18 protein-coding genes are annotated in these 18,663 nt (G+C 31.8%); 2 read left to right on the top strand and 16 right to left on the bottom strand.

Going from position 1 to position 18,663, the window contains the following annotated elements; all coding sequences use genetic code 11:
• Positions 1–12 precede the first annotated feature (12 nt).
• Positions 13–1,428, top strand: coding sequence for a PTS transporter subunit EIIC (locus tag FVE74_RS03995; RefSeq protein ID WP_147003338.1), 1,416 nt, complete (start codon positions 13–15; stop codon positions 1,426–1,428).
• A 122-nt stretch (positions 1,429–1,550) separates the two neighbouring features.
• Here FVE74_RS03995 and recR read toward each other — a convergent pair whose 3' ends face one another.
• From recR to FVE74_RS03950, 9 genes are all read right to left on the bottom strand, one after another.
• Positions 1,551–2,147 carry a recombination mediator RecR gene (recR, locus tag FVE74_RS03990; protein ID WP_147003337.1) on the bottom strand — a complete coding sequence of 199 codons (597 nt, stop codon included), beginning with the start codon at positions 2,145–2,147 and terminating at the stop codon, positions 1,551–1,553.
• Between the two features lie 112 nt (positions 2,148–2,259).
• Positions 2,260–3,678: a pyruvate kinase PykF gene (pykF, locus tag FVE74_RS03985; RefSeq protein ID WP_420028886.1), complete on the bottom strand. Its 1,419-nt coding sequence runs from the start codon at positions 3,676–3,678 to the stop codon at positions 2,260–2,262.
• Between the two features lie 139 nt (positions 3,679–3,817).
• Entirely contained in the window at positions 3,818–4,780 is a 963-nt protein-coding gene (gene pfkA / locus FVE74_RS03980) for a 6-phosphofructokinase (protein WP_147003335.1), read from the bottom strand.
• Positions 4,781–4,990: 210 nt separating this feature from the next.
• Positions 4,991–6,220: a DUF4272 domain-containing protein gene (locus tag FVE74_RS03975; protein ID WP_147003334.1), complete on the bottom strand. Its 1,230-nt coding sequence runs from the start codon at positions 6,218–6,220 to the stop codon at positions 4,991–4,993.
• Between the two features lie 23 nt (positions 6,221–6,243).
• The gene (locus tag FVE74_RS03970; protein WP_147003333.1) at positions 6,244–6,669 is read right to left on the bottom strand and encodes a hypothetical protein; all 426 of its coding nucleotides are present in this window, start codon (positions 6,667–6,669) and stop codon (positions 6,244–6,246) included.
• Positions 6,670–6,703: 34 nt separating this feature from the next.
• The gene (gene mgtE, locus FVE74_RS03965) at positions 6,704–8,218 is read right to left on the bottom strand and encodes a magnesium transporter (protein WP_147003332.1); all 1,515 of its coding nucleotides are present in this window, start codon (positions 8,216–8,218) and stop codon (positions 6,704–6,706) included.
• Positions 8,219–8,269: 51 nt separating this feature from the next.
• Positions 8,270–8,770, bottom strand: a complete 501-nt coding sequence (locus FVE74_RS03960; RefSeq protein ID WP_147003331.1) for an NUDIX hydrolase — start codon at positions 8,768–8,770, stop codon at positions 8,270–8,272.
• A gap of 73 nt (positions 8,771–8,843) precedes the next feature.
• Positions 8,844–9,305, bottom strand: coding sequence for a hypothetical protein (locus FVE74_RS03955; RefSeq protein WP_147003330.1), 462 nt, complete (start codon positions 9,303–9,305; stop codon positions 8,844–8,846).
• Positions 9,306–9,334: 29 nt separating this feature from the next.
• Complete coding sequence (locus tag FVE74_RS03950; RefSeq protein WP_147003329.1) at positions 9,335–10,111, bottom strand: histidinol-phosphatase; 777 nt, start codon at positions 10,109–10,111, stop codon at positions 9,335–9,337.
• Positions 10,112–10,266: 155 nt separating this feature from the next.
• Here FVE74_RS03950 and FVE74_RS03945 point away from each other — a divergent pair, with 155 nt between their 5' ends.
• Positions 10,267–11,886 carry an ABC-F family ATP-binding cassette domain-containing protein gene (locus FVE74_RS03945; RefSeq protein WP_147003328.1) on the top strand — a complete coding sequence of 540 codons (1,620 nt, stop codon included), beginning with the start codon at positions 10,267–10,269 and terminating at the stop codon, positions 11,884–11,886.
• A 433-nt stretch (positions 11,887–12,319) separates the two neighbouring features.
• On the opposite strand, the gene FVE74_RS03940 is transcribed toward FVE74_RS03945, so the two are convergent.
• The 7 genes from FVE74_RS03940 to FVE74_RS03910 all read right to left on the bottom strand — a co-directional run bounded on the left by FVE74_RS03940 (position 12,320) and on the right by FVE74_RS03910 (position 18,587).
• Complete coding sequence (locus FVE74_RS03940; RefSeq protein WP_147003327.1) at positions 12,320–12,796, bottom strand: SH3 domain-containing protein; 477 nt, start codon at positions 12,794–12,796, stop codon at positions 12,320–12,322.
• 156 nt (positions 12,797–12,952) lie between these two features.
• Entirely contained in the window at positions 12,953–13,354 is a 402-nt protein-coding gene (gene cdd / locus FVE74_RS03935) for a cytidine deaminase (protein ID WP_147003326.1), read from the bottom strand.
• Positions 13,355–13,372: 18 nt separating this feature from the next.
• Positions 13,373–14,467 (bottom strand): DNA polymerase IV, encoded by a 1,095-nt coding sequence (gene dinB, locus FVE74_RS03930; RefSeq protein ID WP_147003325.1) that lies wholly within the window; start codon positions 14,465–14,467, stop codon positions 13,373–13,375.
• Positions 14,468–14,653: 186 nt separating this feature from the next.
• On the bottom strand, positions 14,654–14,935 hold the full coding sequence (locus tag FVE74_RS03925; RefSeq protein WP_147003324.1) for an HU family DNA-binding protein: 282 nt from the start codon (positions 14,933–14,935) through the stop codon (positions 14,654–14,656).
• Between the two features lie 102 nt (positions 14,936–15,037).
• On the bottom strand, positions 15,038–17,713 hold the full coding sequence (locus tag FVE74_RS03920; RefSeq protein ID WP_147003323.1) for a cation-translocating P-type ATPase: 2,676 nt from the start codon (positions 17,711–17,713) through the stop codon (positions 15,038–15,040).
• Between the two features lie 167 nt (positions 17,714–17,880).
• Positions 17,881–18,417 carry an OmpA family protein gene (locus tag FVE74_RS03915; RefSeq protein WP_147003322.1) on the bottom strand — a complete coding sequence of 179 codons (537 nt, stop codon included), beginning with the start codon at positions 18,415–18,417 and terminating at the stop codon, positions 17,881–17,883.
• Positions 18,381–18,587, bottom strand: a complete 207-nt coding sequence (locus FVE74_RS03910; protein ID WP_147003321.1) for a hypothetical protein — start codon at positions 18,585–18,587, stop codon at positions 18,381–18,383. Before FVE74_RS03910 ends, FVE74_RS03915 begins: the two co-directional genes overlap by 37 nt.
• Between the last annotated feature and the right edge of the window lie 76 nt (positions 18,588–18,663).

Genomic DNA, 18,663 nt, shown 5'->3' with positions numbered 1-18,663 from the left:
GAGATAGACATTATGAACGAGAAAAAAATAGCAAAAGAAATTTATAATATTTTAAAAGGTAAAGAAAATATTGTTTCAAATGCAGTTTGTATGACAAGATTGAGAGTTAAAATTCGTGAAGATGTGGATTTGGAAAAACTAAAAAAAATTGACGGAGTTTTAAATGTGGTAAATTCTGACACTTTACAGATTATTTTAGGGCCAGGGAAAGTAAATGCAATAGGAAATGAATTTTCAAAACTTACAGGAATTCCATTGGGATTTTCAAATAGAAATGCCAAAGATATAGCAAGTGAGAATAAAAAGTCTAATAATCAAAAACATAATGGACCTGTCCAGAGATTTCTCCAAAAAGTTGCAAACATATTTGTCCCCCTACTGCCTGGAATAATTGCAGCAGGCCTAATAATAGGACTTACAAATGTTATAAATACTACGGCAAAAAATACCTATAATGGAATATGGTGGTTTGCAGCCATAAGAACTGCCGGATTTGTAATGTTCAGCTATCTTGCGATTTATGTAGGAATGAATTCTGCAAAGGAATTTGGCGGAACAGCAGTTCTTGGTGGAATTATAGGATCAATATTTATCGTAAATCCAGCATTGCCATTAATTTTAAAAACTGAAGGAAAAAGTGCAGTTATACTCCCTTTTACTAGAGAACCTTTTTCACCAGGAATGGGAGGACTGCTTACAGCACTATTTATGGGAATGATTGTTGCATATCTAGAAAAGCAGATAAGAAAGATAATTCCAGCAATGCTTGATACTTTTCTTACTCCGCTTTTAACATTAATAATTGGAGTTTTTATCGCTCTATTAATAATTCAGCCTTTGGGAACTTGCCTAACAAACTTTATATACGCCATTCTTGATTTTTCCTACAATAAATTGGGAATATTCGGCGGCTATCTCCTGGCAGCAGGATTTTTACCTCTCGTTTCTGTCGGGCTGCATCAAGCTCTAACTCCAATCCACGTAATGTTAAACAATCCAGAAGGCCCTACAAAAGGAATTAATTATTTATTACCAATTCTTATGATGGCAGGCGGAGGTCAAGTTGGAGCTGGAATTGCAATTTATGTAAAAACTAAAAGCCAAAGACTTAAAAATATGGTCAGGGATTCTATTCCTGTTGGGATACTTGGAATTGGTGAGCCGTTGATGTATGCCGTAACTTTGCCACTGGGAAAACCTTTTGTCACAGCTTGCCTAGGTTCTGGATTTGGTGGAATTTTAGCCGTTTTATTTCATTTAGGGACAATTTCACAAGGTGTTTCAGGGCTATTTGGACTTTTCATAGTAGTTCCAGGAACTTGGATTTACTTTATAATTTCAATGCTTGGAGCATACTTAGGAGGTTTTATTTTAACTTATTTTTTCGGAATTGATGAAAATAAAATAAAAGAAATGTACAGTGAATAAAATTATAAAAAAATATACTCAAGCAATAGCTTATTTGACTAAATCCATTATTCTAATGGTAAATAGCATTAATATTATCGCTTGAGTATTTACATCATCTTTTAAAATTTCCTAAAACGAGTTTAATTTTCATCATCCACATTAATTCTACCTTCCAAAGATCTTCCGAGAGTTGCCATATCAGTATATTCAATATTTCCACCCATTGGAATACCACTAGCAATTTTAGAAATTTTAACATCTTTCGCCTTTAAAAATTTTGTTAAGTAAAGACTTGTAGTTTCTCCCTCCAAATCAGGATTTAAAGCTAATATAACTTCCTTAACACTTCCATCTATTCTATCCAACAGATTTCTCAAATTCAAATCTTCAATAGTAACTCCATTTAACGGATCAATTTTCCCGCCTAAAACGTGATAAAGCCCATTATATGTTTCAGACTTTTCAAATGCAATCACATCTCTTACACCTTCCACAACGCAAATTACTTCCCTGTCTCTTTTTTCATTCTCACAAATTTCACAAATTTCATTTTCTGATAAATTTCCACAAATTTTACAATGTTTAATATTTATATGTGAATCCTTTATTATTTCCAACATTCTATCAACTTCCGCTTCACTTCTATCAAGCACGTCAAATGCAATTCTCGCCGCACTTTTTCTCCCAATTCCAGGCAGTTTTGCAAAAACATCAATTAAATCATCTAATTTCTTCATATTTGTTATCTCATCTCCTTTTTAATTTTAAATAATTTTAAAAAAGGGAAAGGTATAAAACCATTCCCTTATAAAAATATTTATGATTAAAATGTCAAACAATTAAATTTAACTATTCTCCAACTCTTTCTACTCTGAATGTATTAGTTGTTCCTTCTTTAGAAATTCCAGTTACTAATACTACTAAATCACCTTTTTTAGCTTCTTCGTGATTAGCTGCAATTTCTCTTGCTTTTGCGAAAAAGTCATCAGTTTTATCTAATCCTTTTTCTACATAAGCTCTAACTCCTCTTACTAATGCCAATTGTCTAGCAGTTTGTTCGTTGTCAGTTAATGCGATTATAGGTACAGTTGGTCCATATTTTCTAATCATCTTAGGAGATCTTCCTGTTTTTGTCCAACATACGATTAATTTAGCATCCAATGATTGTGTAGTACTTACTGCACCACTTGAAATTGCTTCTGTAACAGAAATATCTGTTCCTGGAGTTTCAACTGGTTTGAATTTTTTAAATTCATCTGTTCTTTTTGAAATAGTAGCCATCATTTTAACAGCTTCTACTGGATATTTACCTTTTGCAGATTCTCCTGATAACATAACTGCATCTGTACCATCCAAGATAGCGTTAGCAACGTCTCCTGCTTCTGCTCTTGTAGGTCTTGGGTTTCTAATCATTGAATCTAACATTTGAGTTGCTGTAATAACTGGTTTTCCAGCTTTGTTACATTTTCTGATCATCATTTTTTGCATGAAAGGAACTTCTTCTGCAGGAACTTCTACTCCTAAGTCTCCTCTTGCTACCATGATTCCATCACTTAATTCCAAGATTTCATCGAAGTTGTCAACACCTTCTTGGCTTTCAATTTTAGGAATAATTTGAATATTTTTTCCACCGTTGTCATCTAACACTTTTCTTACTTCAGCAACGTCAGAAGCTTTTCTTATAAATGAAGCTGCTACAAAGTCAACACCTTGTTCACAACCAAATTTCAAGTCAGCAATATCTTTTGCAGCTAATGCTGGTAAACCAACTGAAACATCTGGCAAGTTTACACCTTTAGTTTCTCCTAATTCTCCAGTATTTGTAACAACACATTCAACTTCTCCAGCTTCTTTGTTGATAGCTTCAACTTTTAATCCAACTAAACCGTCATCTAATAAAACAGTACTTCCAATTTTTAAGTCATCTACGATTCCAGGATATGAAACTGCGAATTTACTAGCATTTCCGACAAAATCATAATCAGTTGTCATAATTACTTTTTTACCAGTTTCTAGTAATACATCGTTTCCACCTTCTAATTTTCCTGTTCTGATTTCAGGACCTTTAGTATCTAATAAAATCCCTATTTCTTTACCTGTTTTTTTCATTACTTCTCTAATATTTTTAATTCTTTGTCCGTGTTCAGCAAAATCACCATGAGAGAAGTTTAATCTCATTACGTTCATTCCGCTTTCTACTAATTTTGTCAACATTTCAACACTTTCAGTTTTTGGACCAATGGTACAAACAACTTTAGTCATTTTAATTTTCATTTTTCCTCCTAAAATTTAATTTAAAATTTTCATTGTCTTGAATTATCAATGAATTCTTGCTAAATGCAAGAGAGTTCATTTACATCTCGTTAAATCAAAAAAATTATTAAACTAACATAACTTTTTCATTAAATTATAATGATAACATATTTGCAATTACATAATCAGCTGCTGATGCTTTTGAATAATTTTCCCAAGCATAAGATAATTTGTGAGTTGTTACTTCTTCACTTTGGATTCCAACCATTAATCCACCTTTTCCTTCTTCAATTAATTCAACAGCTTTAACAGCTAATCTTGTAGCTAAAATTCTATCAGCTGCTGTTGGAGCTCCACCTCTTTGAATATGACCCAAAATTGTAACTCTTATACTTGTGTCAACTCTTTTTGATAATTCCTCTTTAAGATGAACAACATTTCCAACACCTTCAGCAACAACAATTATGTCATACAACTTACCTTCAGCACGTCTTTTTTTGATTACTTCAGCTAAATCATCAATTGAACTTTCATTTTCTGGAATCATAACTCCACTTGCACCTCCTGCGATTGCAGAATAAAGCGCTAAATCTCCACAGTTTCTTCCCATTACTTCAACTAAATATGTTCTTTCATGAGAAGTTGCCGTATCTTTCAATTTTGAAATTGCATCCAATATAATGTTTAATGCTGTATCATAACCAATTGTGTAATCAGTTCCGGCTACATCATTATCAATAGTTCCTGGAATTCCGATTGTTTTGATTCCATGTTCTTCATATAAGTAATGTGCACCATGGAACGATCCATCTCCACCAATTACAACTAATCCGTCAATTCCATATTTTTTCAAATTAGCCGCCGCTTTTGCCCTAACTTCAGGATCTTTAAATTCAGGCAATCTTGCTGATAATAAAATTGTTCCTCCTTTATCAGCAATTCCACTTACATCCAATAATGTTAATGGAGTAATTTGATCTTCAAGCATACCTTTGTATCCTCTTTTTATGCCATAAACTTCCATTCCTTTGTTAATGGCAGCCTTTGTCACAGCTCTTATCGCTGTATTCATACCTTGTGAGTCTCCCCCACTTGTTAAAATTGCGATTTTTTTCATCGTATTTTTTCTCCTTCTATGACATTTATAATTACTTAAAAAATTAATTTCAATCTTTACATTTTTATATTATCATTTTTAAAATCCATTGTCAATTAATTTTTAAAATTATTTTGACTAAAGCCGTATTTTTCATTATTTTTTAGATTTTTTAAAAACAAAGTCATTTTTAAAATAAATTTAATTTGTTTAATTTTTTAAATATATACTTTATGTATGAATAATAATTTCCTCTATGCTTTTTCCATCTTGAACAACCCATTCCAATGCAAGCCTGCTAAAATACAAAATACTTTCATTTACAATTCCATCATAGCCCTCTAATTTTATTTCAACATTTGCCCAATTTAGTCTATATATATAATCCAGCATGTCTAAAATCTTGTTTTGCGAACGAATTTCACATTTTCTGGCAAAGGACTTTAAATTATCATATTTCAATCCATCGGTAAGAATGGAAATATCACAAAATATGTTAAAGTCATCAAATTCAATATCAATAACTGACAATACCCAAAGCAGCATTTTAGCAGCTTCCAGCATAAAATAAAATTCAACATTCAATTCTTTATCATCTGACGGATTTTCCAGATAATTTTTTTCACGCTCAGTCAATACCTGCTTAAACTGGTATCTTTTTTCAAAAATATCAATAATCGTTTCCAGTTCCTTTTGTCCATTTTCTTTTTTTTCAAGATAGGTTTCCGCAGCAAGCCGTGTCATTGTTATTGCTGCGATTCTTCTTATAATATCCCATTTTTTACGTATTTTTACATTTTTTTCAGATATGTTTACTTCCATTTTTTCGTTATATGGAAGTTTATCCTTCTTCATTCTTTCAATATTTTTTTTCATTCTTTCAAGATCGTTATCAGTCATTTCAAGGTCATATTCCAAAAACATTTTTTCTGAAAGTGGCGGAATAAAGTCTGAAATTTCCCATTTTTCATCATTTTGAATCATTCTTCTATCTCCAAAGTGATAGTGGTTTAATTTTTTCTGTATAGTGAATTTATGAAATTCCCTTAAAAATTTTGCGGTTTCCATCATAAATTTTTCTTCATTTTTTTCCTCTTCCTTATCTAAGGCTTCAAAATTTATAAGCAAGCTATTGTATTTAACCAGCTCCTCTTCATTTATATTTTTAAAGCTCTCTGGATTTAACTTTTCTAAAAAAATCTCTATTGCAATTTGCTTTTTTAAAAGAAAATTACGTTCTGGATTTATTAATACTTCTATTTTTCTCCCATTTTTCAATTCAAGATAAAACTTTTTAGTTTTTTCAGTCAACTTTTCTCCATTTTCCAAAGTAACTGTATTAATTTTATCCGCATAAGTTTCCAAAAAATTCTTTAAAAGTTCTTCAACTGATTTTTCATTTGAAAAGCAGATACCTGTTTTTATTTTTTTCTTTCTTTTAAATAAATTCCATAGATCCATTTTATTGTTCCCTTCTGTATTTTTTAACGCTCAAAATTATCCAGCTCCTTTTCTAAAATCAAAATAACTGTCGTATCTGCAGGTATCATACTCAAAATCTTTTGATACAGTTCCTCCCTTTTTTCCCGACATACTTTTAAAAATAACAGACAATCCCTTTTTTTCTTTAATCTCAAACTATATCCATCATTTAAGAGAATATTAAAATTTATTGTCTTAAAAGTTCCCTGCCGAATAAAAATTCTTGTCAAAATACAAAGTTTTACTTCATTAATATTAAAATATATTTGCTGTTTTTTTATTTTTGGTATAAAAGTAAATATAAACTCCCCATCCAATTCTTCTAAATTTTCTGCATTAAATCTTATTTTTTTCATAATCATAGAAAAAATCACGTAAACTATGTATAAAATCAATATTATTGTAGGCAATGGCAAATTAATCCGCATAATTTCCTCCTTCCAAATTCATTTTTATAAAATATTAAGTTAATTTATTTAGAAATACTGTTGCTAAACTTAAAAATATTAAAAATCCAAAACAATCTGTCGCTGTTGTTAATACCACAGCCGAAGCCATCGCAGGATCAATTTTCAATGCCTTTAACGTTACTGGAATTAAAAATCCAATCATACAGGCAATTACAAGATTTCCAATCATTGCCAGAAATACAATTAATCCCATATAAAAATTTCCGTAAAGCACCCATAAAATCCCGCCACAAAGCAATCCTAAAATTGCCCCGTTTACCGTTCCAACTAAAAGCGTCTTTCCAATTATCTCAATCGTATCCTTTAAATCAACTTCTCCCAGCGCTAATGCCCGAATTGTTACAGATAGAGCCTGAGTTCCTGCATTTCCGCCCATTCCGCTAATTATTGTCATTATTGAAGATAAGATAACTACCTTTTCAACTGTATTGGAAAACAGTCCGATTACAAATGAAGCCAGAAAGGCTGTTGCAAGATTTATAACTAGCCAAGGTAATCTCTGCTTAACAGAAAATAAAAATGGCGAATCAATTTCTTCTTCCTCAGAAACTCCCCCTAATTTCAAAATATCCTCAGTATTTTCCTCTTGGATTACATCAATAATATCGTCTACAGTTATAATTCCCAATATATTCTTTTTATGATTAATAACTGGTATTACACGTAAATCATATTTTGACACTATCCTCGCCACTTCCTCCTGATCTTCCTCAACATAGACATATTTTACATTTTCATCCATTATATTCTCAAGTTTTGTTTCTTCAGAAGAAATCAATATATCCCGTAAATCCGCTTCCCCCACTAATTCTTTCTTTTCATTTGTAACAAAAATAGTTTCAATTACTTCTGTCTTTGGAGCAATTATTTTCAGTTTAGCCATTACATCTTTTATTTCCAAATTCTGTTTAAATGCAATGTACTGGGTTGTCATAATCCCTCCAGCAGTATCTTCCTCATAACCTAGCAATTCCCGAAATTTATTTGCCTGCGAACGTTTCATCTTGTCAAGGATCGACTTGCTTTTTTGAATGTCAATATATCCTAAAATATCAACCACGTCATCTGGCGACATATATCCCAAAATATCAATATCTTCCTCATCTGAAAGCAAATCTATAATTCTCGTCTGCAATTCTTCATCCGCCTGCTCCAAAACACTAGCCTTATTTTCATCACTCAAAAGTTCAAACACTCTTAAAAGCTCATCATCATCCAATTCTTCAAAACTTTCCGCAATATCAATCGAATGATTATCCTCAAAATATTCTTCCAGCTCTTTCTCTGTCTCAATTTTCTGAATTTCCTCAGCCATTTCTTCAGGCGATACTTCTTCTTCCTCTTCAAAATTCTGGACATCCTCTTCAGACATACGGTTTCTGATTTCATCTTTTAATTTTTCCACATTCTGTTGTGTTTTCTCCTCTTGAGTTATTTCTTTAGTATCAATGTCAGCATTAATGTCAATATTTTCTTCAGCTAAATTTATTTTATTATTTTGAGCCATTAATTCCCCCTTTCTATCATCTTACATTTTTATTTTTTATTTTTAAATATCCTACTTTTTTCTTGAAAAATAAGTTACTGCAAGTATCGTTTTCATATCATTTGAAAGTCTTAAAATATCCTTCACATCAACCCAGACAACCTTCACATCTTCTCCATTATCCAGCGACTGCTCAAGCGGCTCAATATCATCTGATTTCAATCTGCCGCTAAAAAAATACAGATTTTCCGTAGTATACCCAGGTGACACATATAGCCCCTGCGGCAATTCTTCCACATCCGCAATATCCTTTTCCAAATATCCAGTTTCTTCTCGCAATTCCCTAAAAGCCGCTGTCCTAGGATCTTCATCCCCATCAATCAGCCCAGCGCAAACCTCTAAAGTATAATCTTTCGGACCTGGACGAAACTGTTTTACCAAAATCGCCTTTTCTTTAGTTTCATTAAACAATACAAAACAAACTGCATTAGACTTATCCAGATATTCCAAAGTTATCCCAGTTGTCGGATGTATCATTTTTGCCCCTTTTAAAAATTTAAAACTATTATCCATTTTTATTTATTACATGATAATAATACCATGCTCTCCTTTCTTTTGATTCTTCAATCTTAATTTTATAAAAATTTTATATTAATCCGTTCTTACATTCAATAAAGCCATTTTCTTTTGCTATTTTCTCAGCTAATCTCATATTACTCTTTGTAGATTGAAAATTATTGGAATACATAAGATATAGCTCATTATTTCTTTTTTTATACCATTCTTTAAACGAAGTTGGTACATCAAAACAAATATCATCGTTATTTTTATTAGGAATATATTTAAATTCTATTTCTAATGCTTGTCCATCGTATTCTAATCTTCCGTTTACTTCATTTATTTTTGAATTTTTAGGTATTATTAATTCCATCCTGTTCCACAATATTTTTTCAGTACTTTTTTCTAAAAGTTCCAAGCCAATTTTATTTTGATTCTTTCTAATTTTTTTGTCTTCAAAATAGTTTTTTGATTCTTGAATATCTTCAGCAATCATATCACATGAACTCACCCCTATCAAAATACAAATAAGTAAAATTATTTTCTTCAATTTAATTCCTCCTATTAAATTTTATAATTTCAAAAAATACTCTCAATCACATTCAGCCCAATTTTCTTTGCAAACTCCCTTGCAATTTCCATCTCCCTATCTTCCATCCTGTTAAAATCATGTGCATCTGAACCAATTATTGTCCTAACATTATACTGTTTCACGATTTCCCAAAATTCCTTATATGGATACATATATCTATCCCAATCTGGATGTCTTTCAAAAGATTTTCTTATTCCATTTGCATTTACTTCAAGCGGTACATCCATTTTTTCTGCTGCTTCAGAAATAATATGCGCTGCTTTTTCACAGCTTTCATCCCAGTTCCGATAATTTATTACATATAAATCTGGATGTGCGATGTAGTCGAATTTCCCGCTTTCTATCGCTTCAGCCATATATTTTGCATAATTTAACACATCTTCGCCTGTTTTTATTTTCCATGCATTATAATTTGTGCTATCACCAGGTTTTCTAAATGCGTGTAAGCCTAAAACGAGATAATCTAACTTTTTTCGATATTTATCATATTTTTCAATAAATTCTGGAAAATATTCGATTTCTAGTGATTTGTAAATTTTAATTTTATTTCCATATTTTTCCTGTGCCTCTTCAATTTCCTTTAAATATCCATCAAAATCCTCTTCCTTCATTCGGTTATTTTCATAATATTCAGGCATTGGAGCATGATCTGAGATTCCAAGTTCAGTATAGCCTTCCTTGATTGCTACTTTTACGTAATCTTCTACATTTCCAGCAGCATGTTCACATCGATAATTGTGAGTATGAAAATTTGTCTTATTCATAGTTTACCCCATTCTATCCTTTTCAAATTTTTTTCTTTTGTATATTTTACCAATTATTTTGGAAAAAATAAAGGTTTTAAATAAATTTATTTTGTTTTTAGTGAAAATTTTTGATATAATGTAAATAAAATATAAATATTTAAGGAGGAAATTTTTTGATTTCAACAAGTAATTTATCTGTCCAGTTTGGTGGACGAAAACTTTTTGATGAAGTAAATATAAAATTTACAGAAGGGAACTGTTACGGTATTATTGGACCGAACGGGGCTGGAAAATCGACATTTTTAAAGGTTTTAACTGGAGAGCTTGATTCTACTTCTGGAGAAGTTATTGTAGAAAAAAATAAAAGACTGTCATTTTTAAAACAGGATCACTTTGCATATGAAGATGAGGAAGTGCTAAATGTAGTAATGATGGGACACGCAAAATTATATGATATTATGCTTCAAAAAAATGCACTATATGCAAAAACTGAATTTACAGAAGAAGATGGAAATTTAGCAGCCGAACTTGAAGGAGAATTTGCAGAATTAGACGGATGGGAAGCTGAAACAAATGCTGAGAAATTTCTAGTTGGGCTTGGAATCCCCGCTGAAATGCATCACAAATTAATGAAGGAATTAACAGAGCCTGAAAAGGTAAAAGTGCTGCTTGCACAGGCTATTTTCGGAAATCCTGATATTCTATTACTAGATGAGCCTACAAATGGACTTGACTTGCATGCTGTAAAATGGCTTGAAGATTTTCTGGTGGATTTGGAAAACACAACTGTACTTGTTGTTTCCCACGATAGACACTTTTTAAATAAAGTTTGTACTCACATTGCCGATATTGATTACGGGAAAATTAAAATGTTCGTTGGGAACTATGATTTCTGGTACGAATCAAATCAACTAATGCAGGAATTAATTAGAAACCAAAATAAAAAAATGGAGCAGAAAAAAAAGGAACTGCAAGACTTTATTGCCCGTTTCTCTGCCAACGCTTCAAAATCAAAGCAGGCTACTAGCCGTAAAAAGCAATTGGAAAAATTACAATTTGAAGATATGCAAGTTTCCAACAGAAAATATCCATATATTGAATTTAAGCCTGAAAGAGAAGCTGGAAATAATATGCTAAGAGTTGAAAATCTGACAAAAACTGTCGATGGGGAAAAAATTCTTGATAATATTTCATTTACGGTAAATACTGGAGATAAAGTTGTCATTTTGTCAAAAAATGATATAGCTAAAACTACTCTTTTCCGAATTTTAGCTGGAGAATTAGAACCTGATTCTGGAAAAGTTGAATGGGGAGTTACAACTTCACAAAGCTATTTCCCAAAAGATAATTCAGAATATTTTGAAAACGTTGATTTATCACTAATTGACTGGTTAAGACAATTTTCAGAAGATCAGCATGAGGAATATGTGCGTGGTTTCCTAGGAAGAATGTTATTTTCAGGAGAAGAGGCCAGAAAAAAAGCCAAAGTTCTTTCTGGAGGAGAAAAAGTACGTTGCATGCTTTCAAAAATGATGTTATCTAATGCAAATGTCCTGCTGCTAGACAACCCAACAGATCACTTGGATCTTGAATCAATTACATCGTTAAATAAGGCACTGGAAAGATTTGACGGAACAATTTTATTTACAACACATGACCACGAATTTATTCAGACAATCGCAAATAAAATAATCGAAATTACTCCAAAAGGAATTTTGGAAAAGGAAATGGAATACGATGATTATTTAAACGATGAAAATGTCGAAGCAAGACTTAAAGAATTATATAGTTAATAAATTTTTATTATACTATTTCTCATTTAAGCATCGAACTGATTATAAAATTTTTTTAAAGAATCAGTATCTCTTGTTAGAATATAACTTCTATTTTTAAATTAATTAAAAAAATAGCAGGATTTTTAATATTTCCTGCCATTTTTATTTTCCTATTTCTTTCTTAATTTTTTACTTGCCATGATAAATTACGCTGTGAACTACTCCCACTTATAGAAGAGGGAGCTTCTTGGGAAGTATCTGCCTTTGCAGATATATTTACCGAGCTCTACGGGCAGTCCCTGCCTTGATATGCTTAGTATAACATATTTTATTGCGTTTTTCAAGAAAAAAATGCAATTCATCTCCCACTTATAGAAGAGGGAGACTTCTTGCTATCTTTTTGTTAAAACTTTTTTCAATTTATCAATTTAAACAGTTAATCAAAAATATTTTATTTTTTATTCACTTGATTGCTATAAATATAGCCATATTCATTTCCATTATATCTTATGTAATACCAGTCATCTGCTGTTTTGCTTATTGCATAAACTGTTTTCCCAGTTTTTAATCTAGATTTTATTGTAGATTTTGTTGTCGGTTTTTCTCTTATGTTGCTATAACCTTCACTTGAAGTTATAACAAGTTTTCCTATGATTTTCTTTAATTGGCTGTCATGAATATATCCTGTAAACGTTCTGTCTATGCCTCCATCATAGTAGGTCACCTTATGCCAATCTCCAGATTTTTCATCACTTTCCAATATTTCTCCATTTTTAATGGTATCTACTACCTTAGAATCTTTAGTGGCAGATTGTCTTATATTAATTGCATTATCCTTTGATGAAGTTATGAAAGCAGTTCCCATTGAAATGGTACTAAAAATTACAGACAAAGCTAAAATCAAAAATCCATTTTTAAACTTTTTCATAAGAATCACTCCTTTTAAGTTACAAAATTCTTAAAAATTAAATCTGAAATATCGTTTCACTAGTATTATAACTCATTTTTACAGATTTGCAAGTAAAGTTCAAAAAAATATGAAAAATTATTAAAAAATTTTTTAAATCAGATTATTTATTTTCATTTACAAATCCTCAGCTCCAAAAGAATAAGGCAGAAGTTCTTCGATTGAAGCAATTTTATATTTTCCATCTCTATTTGCCAAAATTATAACCGTATCTTTATCAGAAAACTCTCTTATTACTTGCCTGCATGCCCCACATGGACTAATCGGCTCTAATGTATTACCAGTTACAATAAGCAGCCTTATTTTCTTCATGCCTTGTGTAACTGCCGTTGTAATTGCATTTCTTTCAGCACAAAGAGTAAGTCCAAAAGAAGCATTTTCCACATTAACTCCCTTATGCTTTTTTCCATTATTGTCGATTAATAATGCAGCGACAGGGAATTTTGAATATGGAACATAAGCTCTTTTCAATAGAAAATTCACTTCATCAATATAACTTAGTATTTCTTTTTCATCCATTTATTCTACCTCCTTTTTTTATCTCAAATCATCAAAAAGAGAAAGCTGAACTACATCGCTTTTTAAAATTGTACTTAACTGAACTCCGATAAGCCGCACCTCATCCTTTTTTTCAAAAAATTCCAGATTTTCAAGAGCAGCTTCATAAATTGTATCCCCATTATTTGTTGCACTTTTTAAAGTTTTAGATCGGGTATGAGTCACAAAATTAGAATATCTTATTTTTACCGTAACTGTCTTTGCAAACTCATTTTTCTCAATAAGCCTGTCACTCAATCTTTTAGACTGCCTTTTCAATTCAGAATACAATGTCAAAATATCATTTTCCGCCTGATGAAAAGTAATCTCATGTCCATAAGACTGTCTCTTTCTATCCGTATTTATCTCAGAAATATGCAATCCCCGAATTGAATTATACAAATATTCCCCCTTACTTTCCCCAAATCTTCTAACAAGTTCATTTTTTCCAATTTCATACAGCTGAAAAACCTTTGTTATATTAAACAATTCCAGCACTTCCCTAGTCTTTTTCCCAATTCCTGGAATTATGCCCAGTTCCTTATCATAAATATAATCCAAAAAATGATCACGATCTTTAAAAATAAAATATCCATTCGGCTTATCAATATCACTTGCAATTTTTGCGCTAATCTTGCTAAAGCCAATCCCAACTGAACAAGTTAAACGGGAATTATCAAAAATATACTTTTTAAATCTTTTTATAAATTTCTCAATTTTTAAAATTTCTTCTCTTTTACTAAGCTTTACATTTTTATTTCTTATAAACTCTGTAATATCAATGTACCCCTCATCAACAGAAGTAAATTCACATTTCTTCAGAACTTTTTTTATTAACTCCTGTATTCTTCTTCCTTCTTCAAAATAAACACCCTTTCTAAGATTTACAACAATAAGATTCGGACATAGACGTTTAGCCTGAACCGTAGGCATAGCCGATTTTATACCATATTTCCTGGCTTCATAGCTGGCAGTCGTAACAACTCCATATCCTATCGCAATGGGCTTTCCACAAAGCTCGCTGTTATCCCGCTGTTCTATTGAAGCAAAAAAGGCATCCATATCATAATGCAAGTAAATTTTTCCTTTTTCCATAATTAAAATTCCTCTTTTTACAAATTTATTTATATTATTTGCTAGATTCCTTGCAAAGAAATTCGTAACTATTTCGATGTTTAAACGATAAATAGTGTCAGAAGCAAATTTCATTACAAAAATATAAATAATAAAAAACTACCCTGAAAATGAAAAATCTTCAGGATAGCCTTTGTAAAAGTTCTATTATTTAGCTTCTGCAACTTTGTCAGCTAATTTTTTTCCAACTTTAAATTTAACTACTTTTTTAGCTTCAATTTTAATTGGAGCACCAGTTGATGGGTTTCTTCCTTCTCTAGCCGCTCTTTCTTTTACTTCAAAAGTTCCCCAACCTACGAATTGGATACTTTCACCCTTCACTAAAGATTCTTCTGTTGTTTCTAAAAAAGCATTTACTAATTCTTCAGCTCTTTTTTTAGTTTCTCCTGTTGCTTTTGCATAAGCATCTACAAATTCTTTTTTTGACATTTTATCTCCTCCAAACTTTTTTCATTGTTTATTATATGTTACCACATTTTCAGTATTTGTCAAGGATTTCTTAAAACAAAAAAAATATCTTATTATGTTTTTTTAATCATTTTTTCTTCTTGAAATCACTTTTATAATTTCATTCACAACAAACGGAACAAGTGACAATCCAATTACCATTCCCCAATGACTCGGATCTATCGCAGTCACTTTAAACATTTGTGCAATACTTGGAATTGAAGTCAAGCCAATTTGCAAAACTATTCCAATAATAATCGAACCAATTAAGAATTTATTTCCAAAAAATCCAATTTCAAAAATAGTCTTTTTACTATTTCTCATTGACAATGAATAAAACAATTGCGAGAATGTAAGAACGATAAACGCCATTGTTCTTCCATAAGTTAAAATTTCACGTGTTGCAGGATTACTGTCTTTTACGGCTGAAATAGGCACAGTCCCGCCATGAATAATTCCTAGGTAAAATGCCACAAGTGTAAGCACTCCAATCAGCACTCCACCAACAATTGATCTCATTCCCGCACCTTCAGAAAAGAAACTCTCCTTCGGATTTCTAGGTTTTCTAGTCATAACTTCCTTATCTCCAGGATCCATTCCAAGCGAAATTGCTGGTAATGTATCAGTTATTAGGTTTACCCATAAAAGCTGAGTTGCGACTAACGGTATTGACCATCCAAATAATGTTGCGATAAATACACACAAAACTTCTCCTAAGTTACAAGAAAGCAAGAATATAATTGTCTTCTTGATGTTATTAAAAATATTTCTTCCTTCTTCAATCGCATGAATTATCGTAGTAAAATTGTCATCAGTCAAAATCATATCACTAGCACCTTTAGAAACATCTGTACCAGTAATTCCCATAGCAACTCCTATATCGGCAAATTTAAGCGACGGCGCATCGTTTACTCCATCTCCAGTCATTGACACAATATTTCCCTGCTCTTTAAACGCTTTTACAATCTTAACTTTATGCTCAGGCGAAACTCTTGCAAACACTCTATATTTATTCACTTCCTTAGCAAATTTATCATCTGAAATCTCATCAATTTCAGCACCTGTCAAACTTTGGCTAATATCTGTCGCAATTCCAAGCTCTTTTGCAATCGCAACTGCCGTATTCTTATGATCTCCAGTTATCATAATCGGAGTAATTCCAGCATTTTTAGCTTCCACAATCGAATCTTTCACTTCAGTTCTAGGCGGATCAATCATTCCAACAATTCCAACTACAACCAGATCCTTTTCCATCTCTTCAGGCGAAATTTGACTGTCAACATCTTTAAATGCCACTCCAAGCACTCTTAATGCATCATCAGACATTTCTTCAGCAACTTTCAATATTTTATTTTTCGCTTCTTCAGTCAATGGTAAAATTTCTCCATTTACAAGAATTTTATTTGCTCTTATAAGAATGTTGTCAATCGCACCTTTTGTGTGAACTCTATATTTCCCACCTTCTTCATTAAGTGTCGACATAAGTTTTCTGTCCGAATCAAATGGATTTTCAGAAACTCTTTTATATTTAGCATTCAATGCATTTTTTTCCAAATCAAATTTATTTCCCAAGACAATTAAAGCAACTTCTGTCGGATCTCCAATATCCTGTCCGTTTTCAACAGATGCATCCGAGCAAAGCACAAACGAACGAATTAACTCAGTTTCATCAACATTTGCCTTTTGTCCATCTTGACTGGAAATATCTCTCAAATTATCCAAAGTATAAGTTTTTACAACAGTCATCTTATTTTGAGTAAGCGTCCCAGTTTTATCAGAACAAACAATATTTACCGCTCCCAATGTTTCAACCGCTGGTAATTTTCTCACAATCGCATTTTTTCTTGACATAGTCTTTACCCCAAGTGAAAGTACAATCGCAACAATCGCAACAAGTCCCTCAGGAATTGCCGCCACAGCCAAACTTATTGCAGTCATAAACATATCAACCGCTTCTCTTCCTTGAATCAACCCTATGACAAAAATAATTCCACAAATTGCTAAAGCTCCATATCCCAAAATTTTTCCAAGTTCTTCCAGTTTCACTTGAAGCGGAGTAAGTGTATTGTTATCTTCATCCAAAATCTGTGCAATTTTTCCAATTTCAGTATTCATTCCAGTTTCAACTACAACTCCTTCTCCTCTTCCGTAAGTTGCCATAGTTGACATAAATGCCATATTTTCCTTATCTCCAATTGGTATTTTTGCATCAGTTGTAATAAAATTGGCATCCTTTTCACTTGGAACAGATTCTCCAGTAAGTGCCGACTCTTCAATCTGCAAATTAGCACTTTCAATAAGTCTGACATCCGCTGGAATATATCTTCCCGCATCAATTACTAAAATATCTCCTGGCACCAGTTCTTCCGAATTAACTTCAATAACTTCGCCATTTCTTCTAACCAAGCTCTTAGGTGTCGTCATCTGCTGCAACGCTTCCAATGCCTTTTCCGCCTTAGATTCCTGTACAACTCCAACTACTGCATTTATAAGAACAACCGCTAAAATTATCAAGGCATCTGCTATTCCATCTTTTCCGTGTGCAATAATATTAATGACAGCTGCACCAATTAGCACATAAATAAGCATATCCTGAAGCTGTGCCAAAAATAACTGCAGCAAACTTTTTTTCGGCTTTCCTTTCAATTTATTAGGTCCATATTTTTCCAGCCGCTTTTTTACTTCTTCAGTTGAAAGTCCCGTCTTTTCCGAAACATTCAGCTCTTTTAAAACATCCTTTGATGATTTAGTAAACCACATATTCACCTTACCTCTTCTTTCCTAAAATCTTTGTAGATATTATACACTAAAATTCAATTTATTTCATTATAATTTTAAATTTTTTTAAAAAAAATTGTCTAATTTTTTCAATTGATGAAATAACTAGACAATTTACAAAAATATTTTTATTTAATTTGTGATTATTGCTATTTTGTAGGTTTGAACTCAATTCTTCTGTTTTCAAATCTTCCTTCTTCAGTATCATTTGTAGCAATTGGTTCAGATTCCCCTCTTGATTCTACACCTAAGATTCTTGAAGGATCTAATCCAAATTCTAACAATTTATCTCTAACTGCTATTGCCCTTCTCATACCTAAAGCCATATTATAAGCATCAGTACCTTTAGAATCTGTATGCCCTATAATTGTCAATTTGAAGTCATTTTGTTCAACATAGTCTTTAACGTTTCTCAATAATTCAAAGTATTGAGGTTTAACTACTGATTTATCGAAATCGAAGTTCAATCTTCCAGAATCGAATACCCAACTTGGTTCTACTGTTTTTGGTTCTGGTTGCGGTTCTGGAATTGGTTCTGGAGCTGGCTCTTCTATCTCAAGAGCGTTAATTCTTATTGTATTTTCTCTCATTTGAGTAGTTGTCAGCCTTCTTGCCATTAGTGGTGAAGCAACTAACAACCCTAGTGCAATTATTGTTGTTGTTGTGGTTGTTGTTCGTCTACCCATTTTTCAGCCTCTCTTTCTAATGATCTATATTTTTGGCTACCTGGATTTGGTTTATTTTCATCTAAATAATCTTCAATATGATTTAATCTAGTTGTGTTATAATCTACTAATTTTGCATTTGTACAAGACAAAGCTCCTAATCCTACTAATATTAATGCTAACTTTTTCATATTTCTAATTTCCTTTCTACTTCATCCAAATTTATTTTTGAAATTTTTTAATCAGTTACTGTAATTACAGTATAAC

Origin of the sequence: Leptotrichia wadei (genome assembly GCF_007990445.1) — a bacterium.
In the GTDB taxonomy this organism is placed as follows: domain Bacteria; phylum Fusobacteriota; class Fusobacteriia; order Fusobacteriales; family Leptotrichiaceae; genus Leptotrichia; species Leptotrichia wadei_A.
The sequence above is the reverse complement of the archived record's forward strand: the minus strand, read 5'-3'. Positions and strand labels throughout refer to the sequence as shown.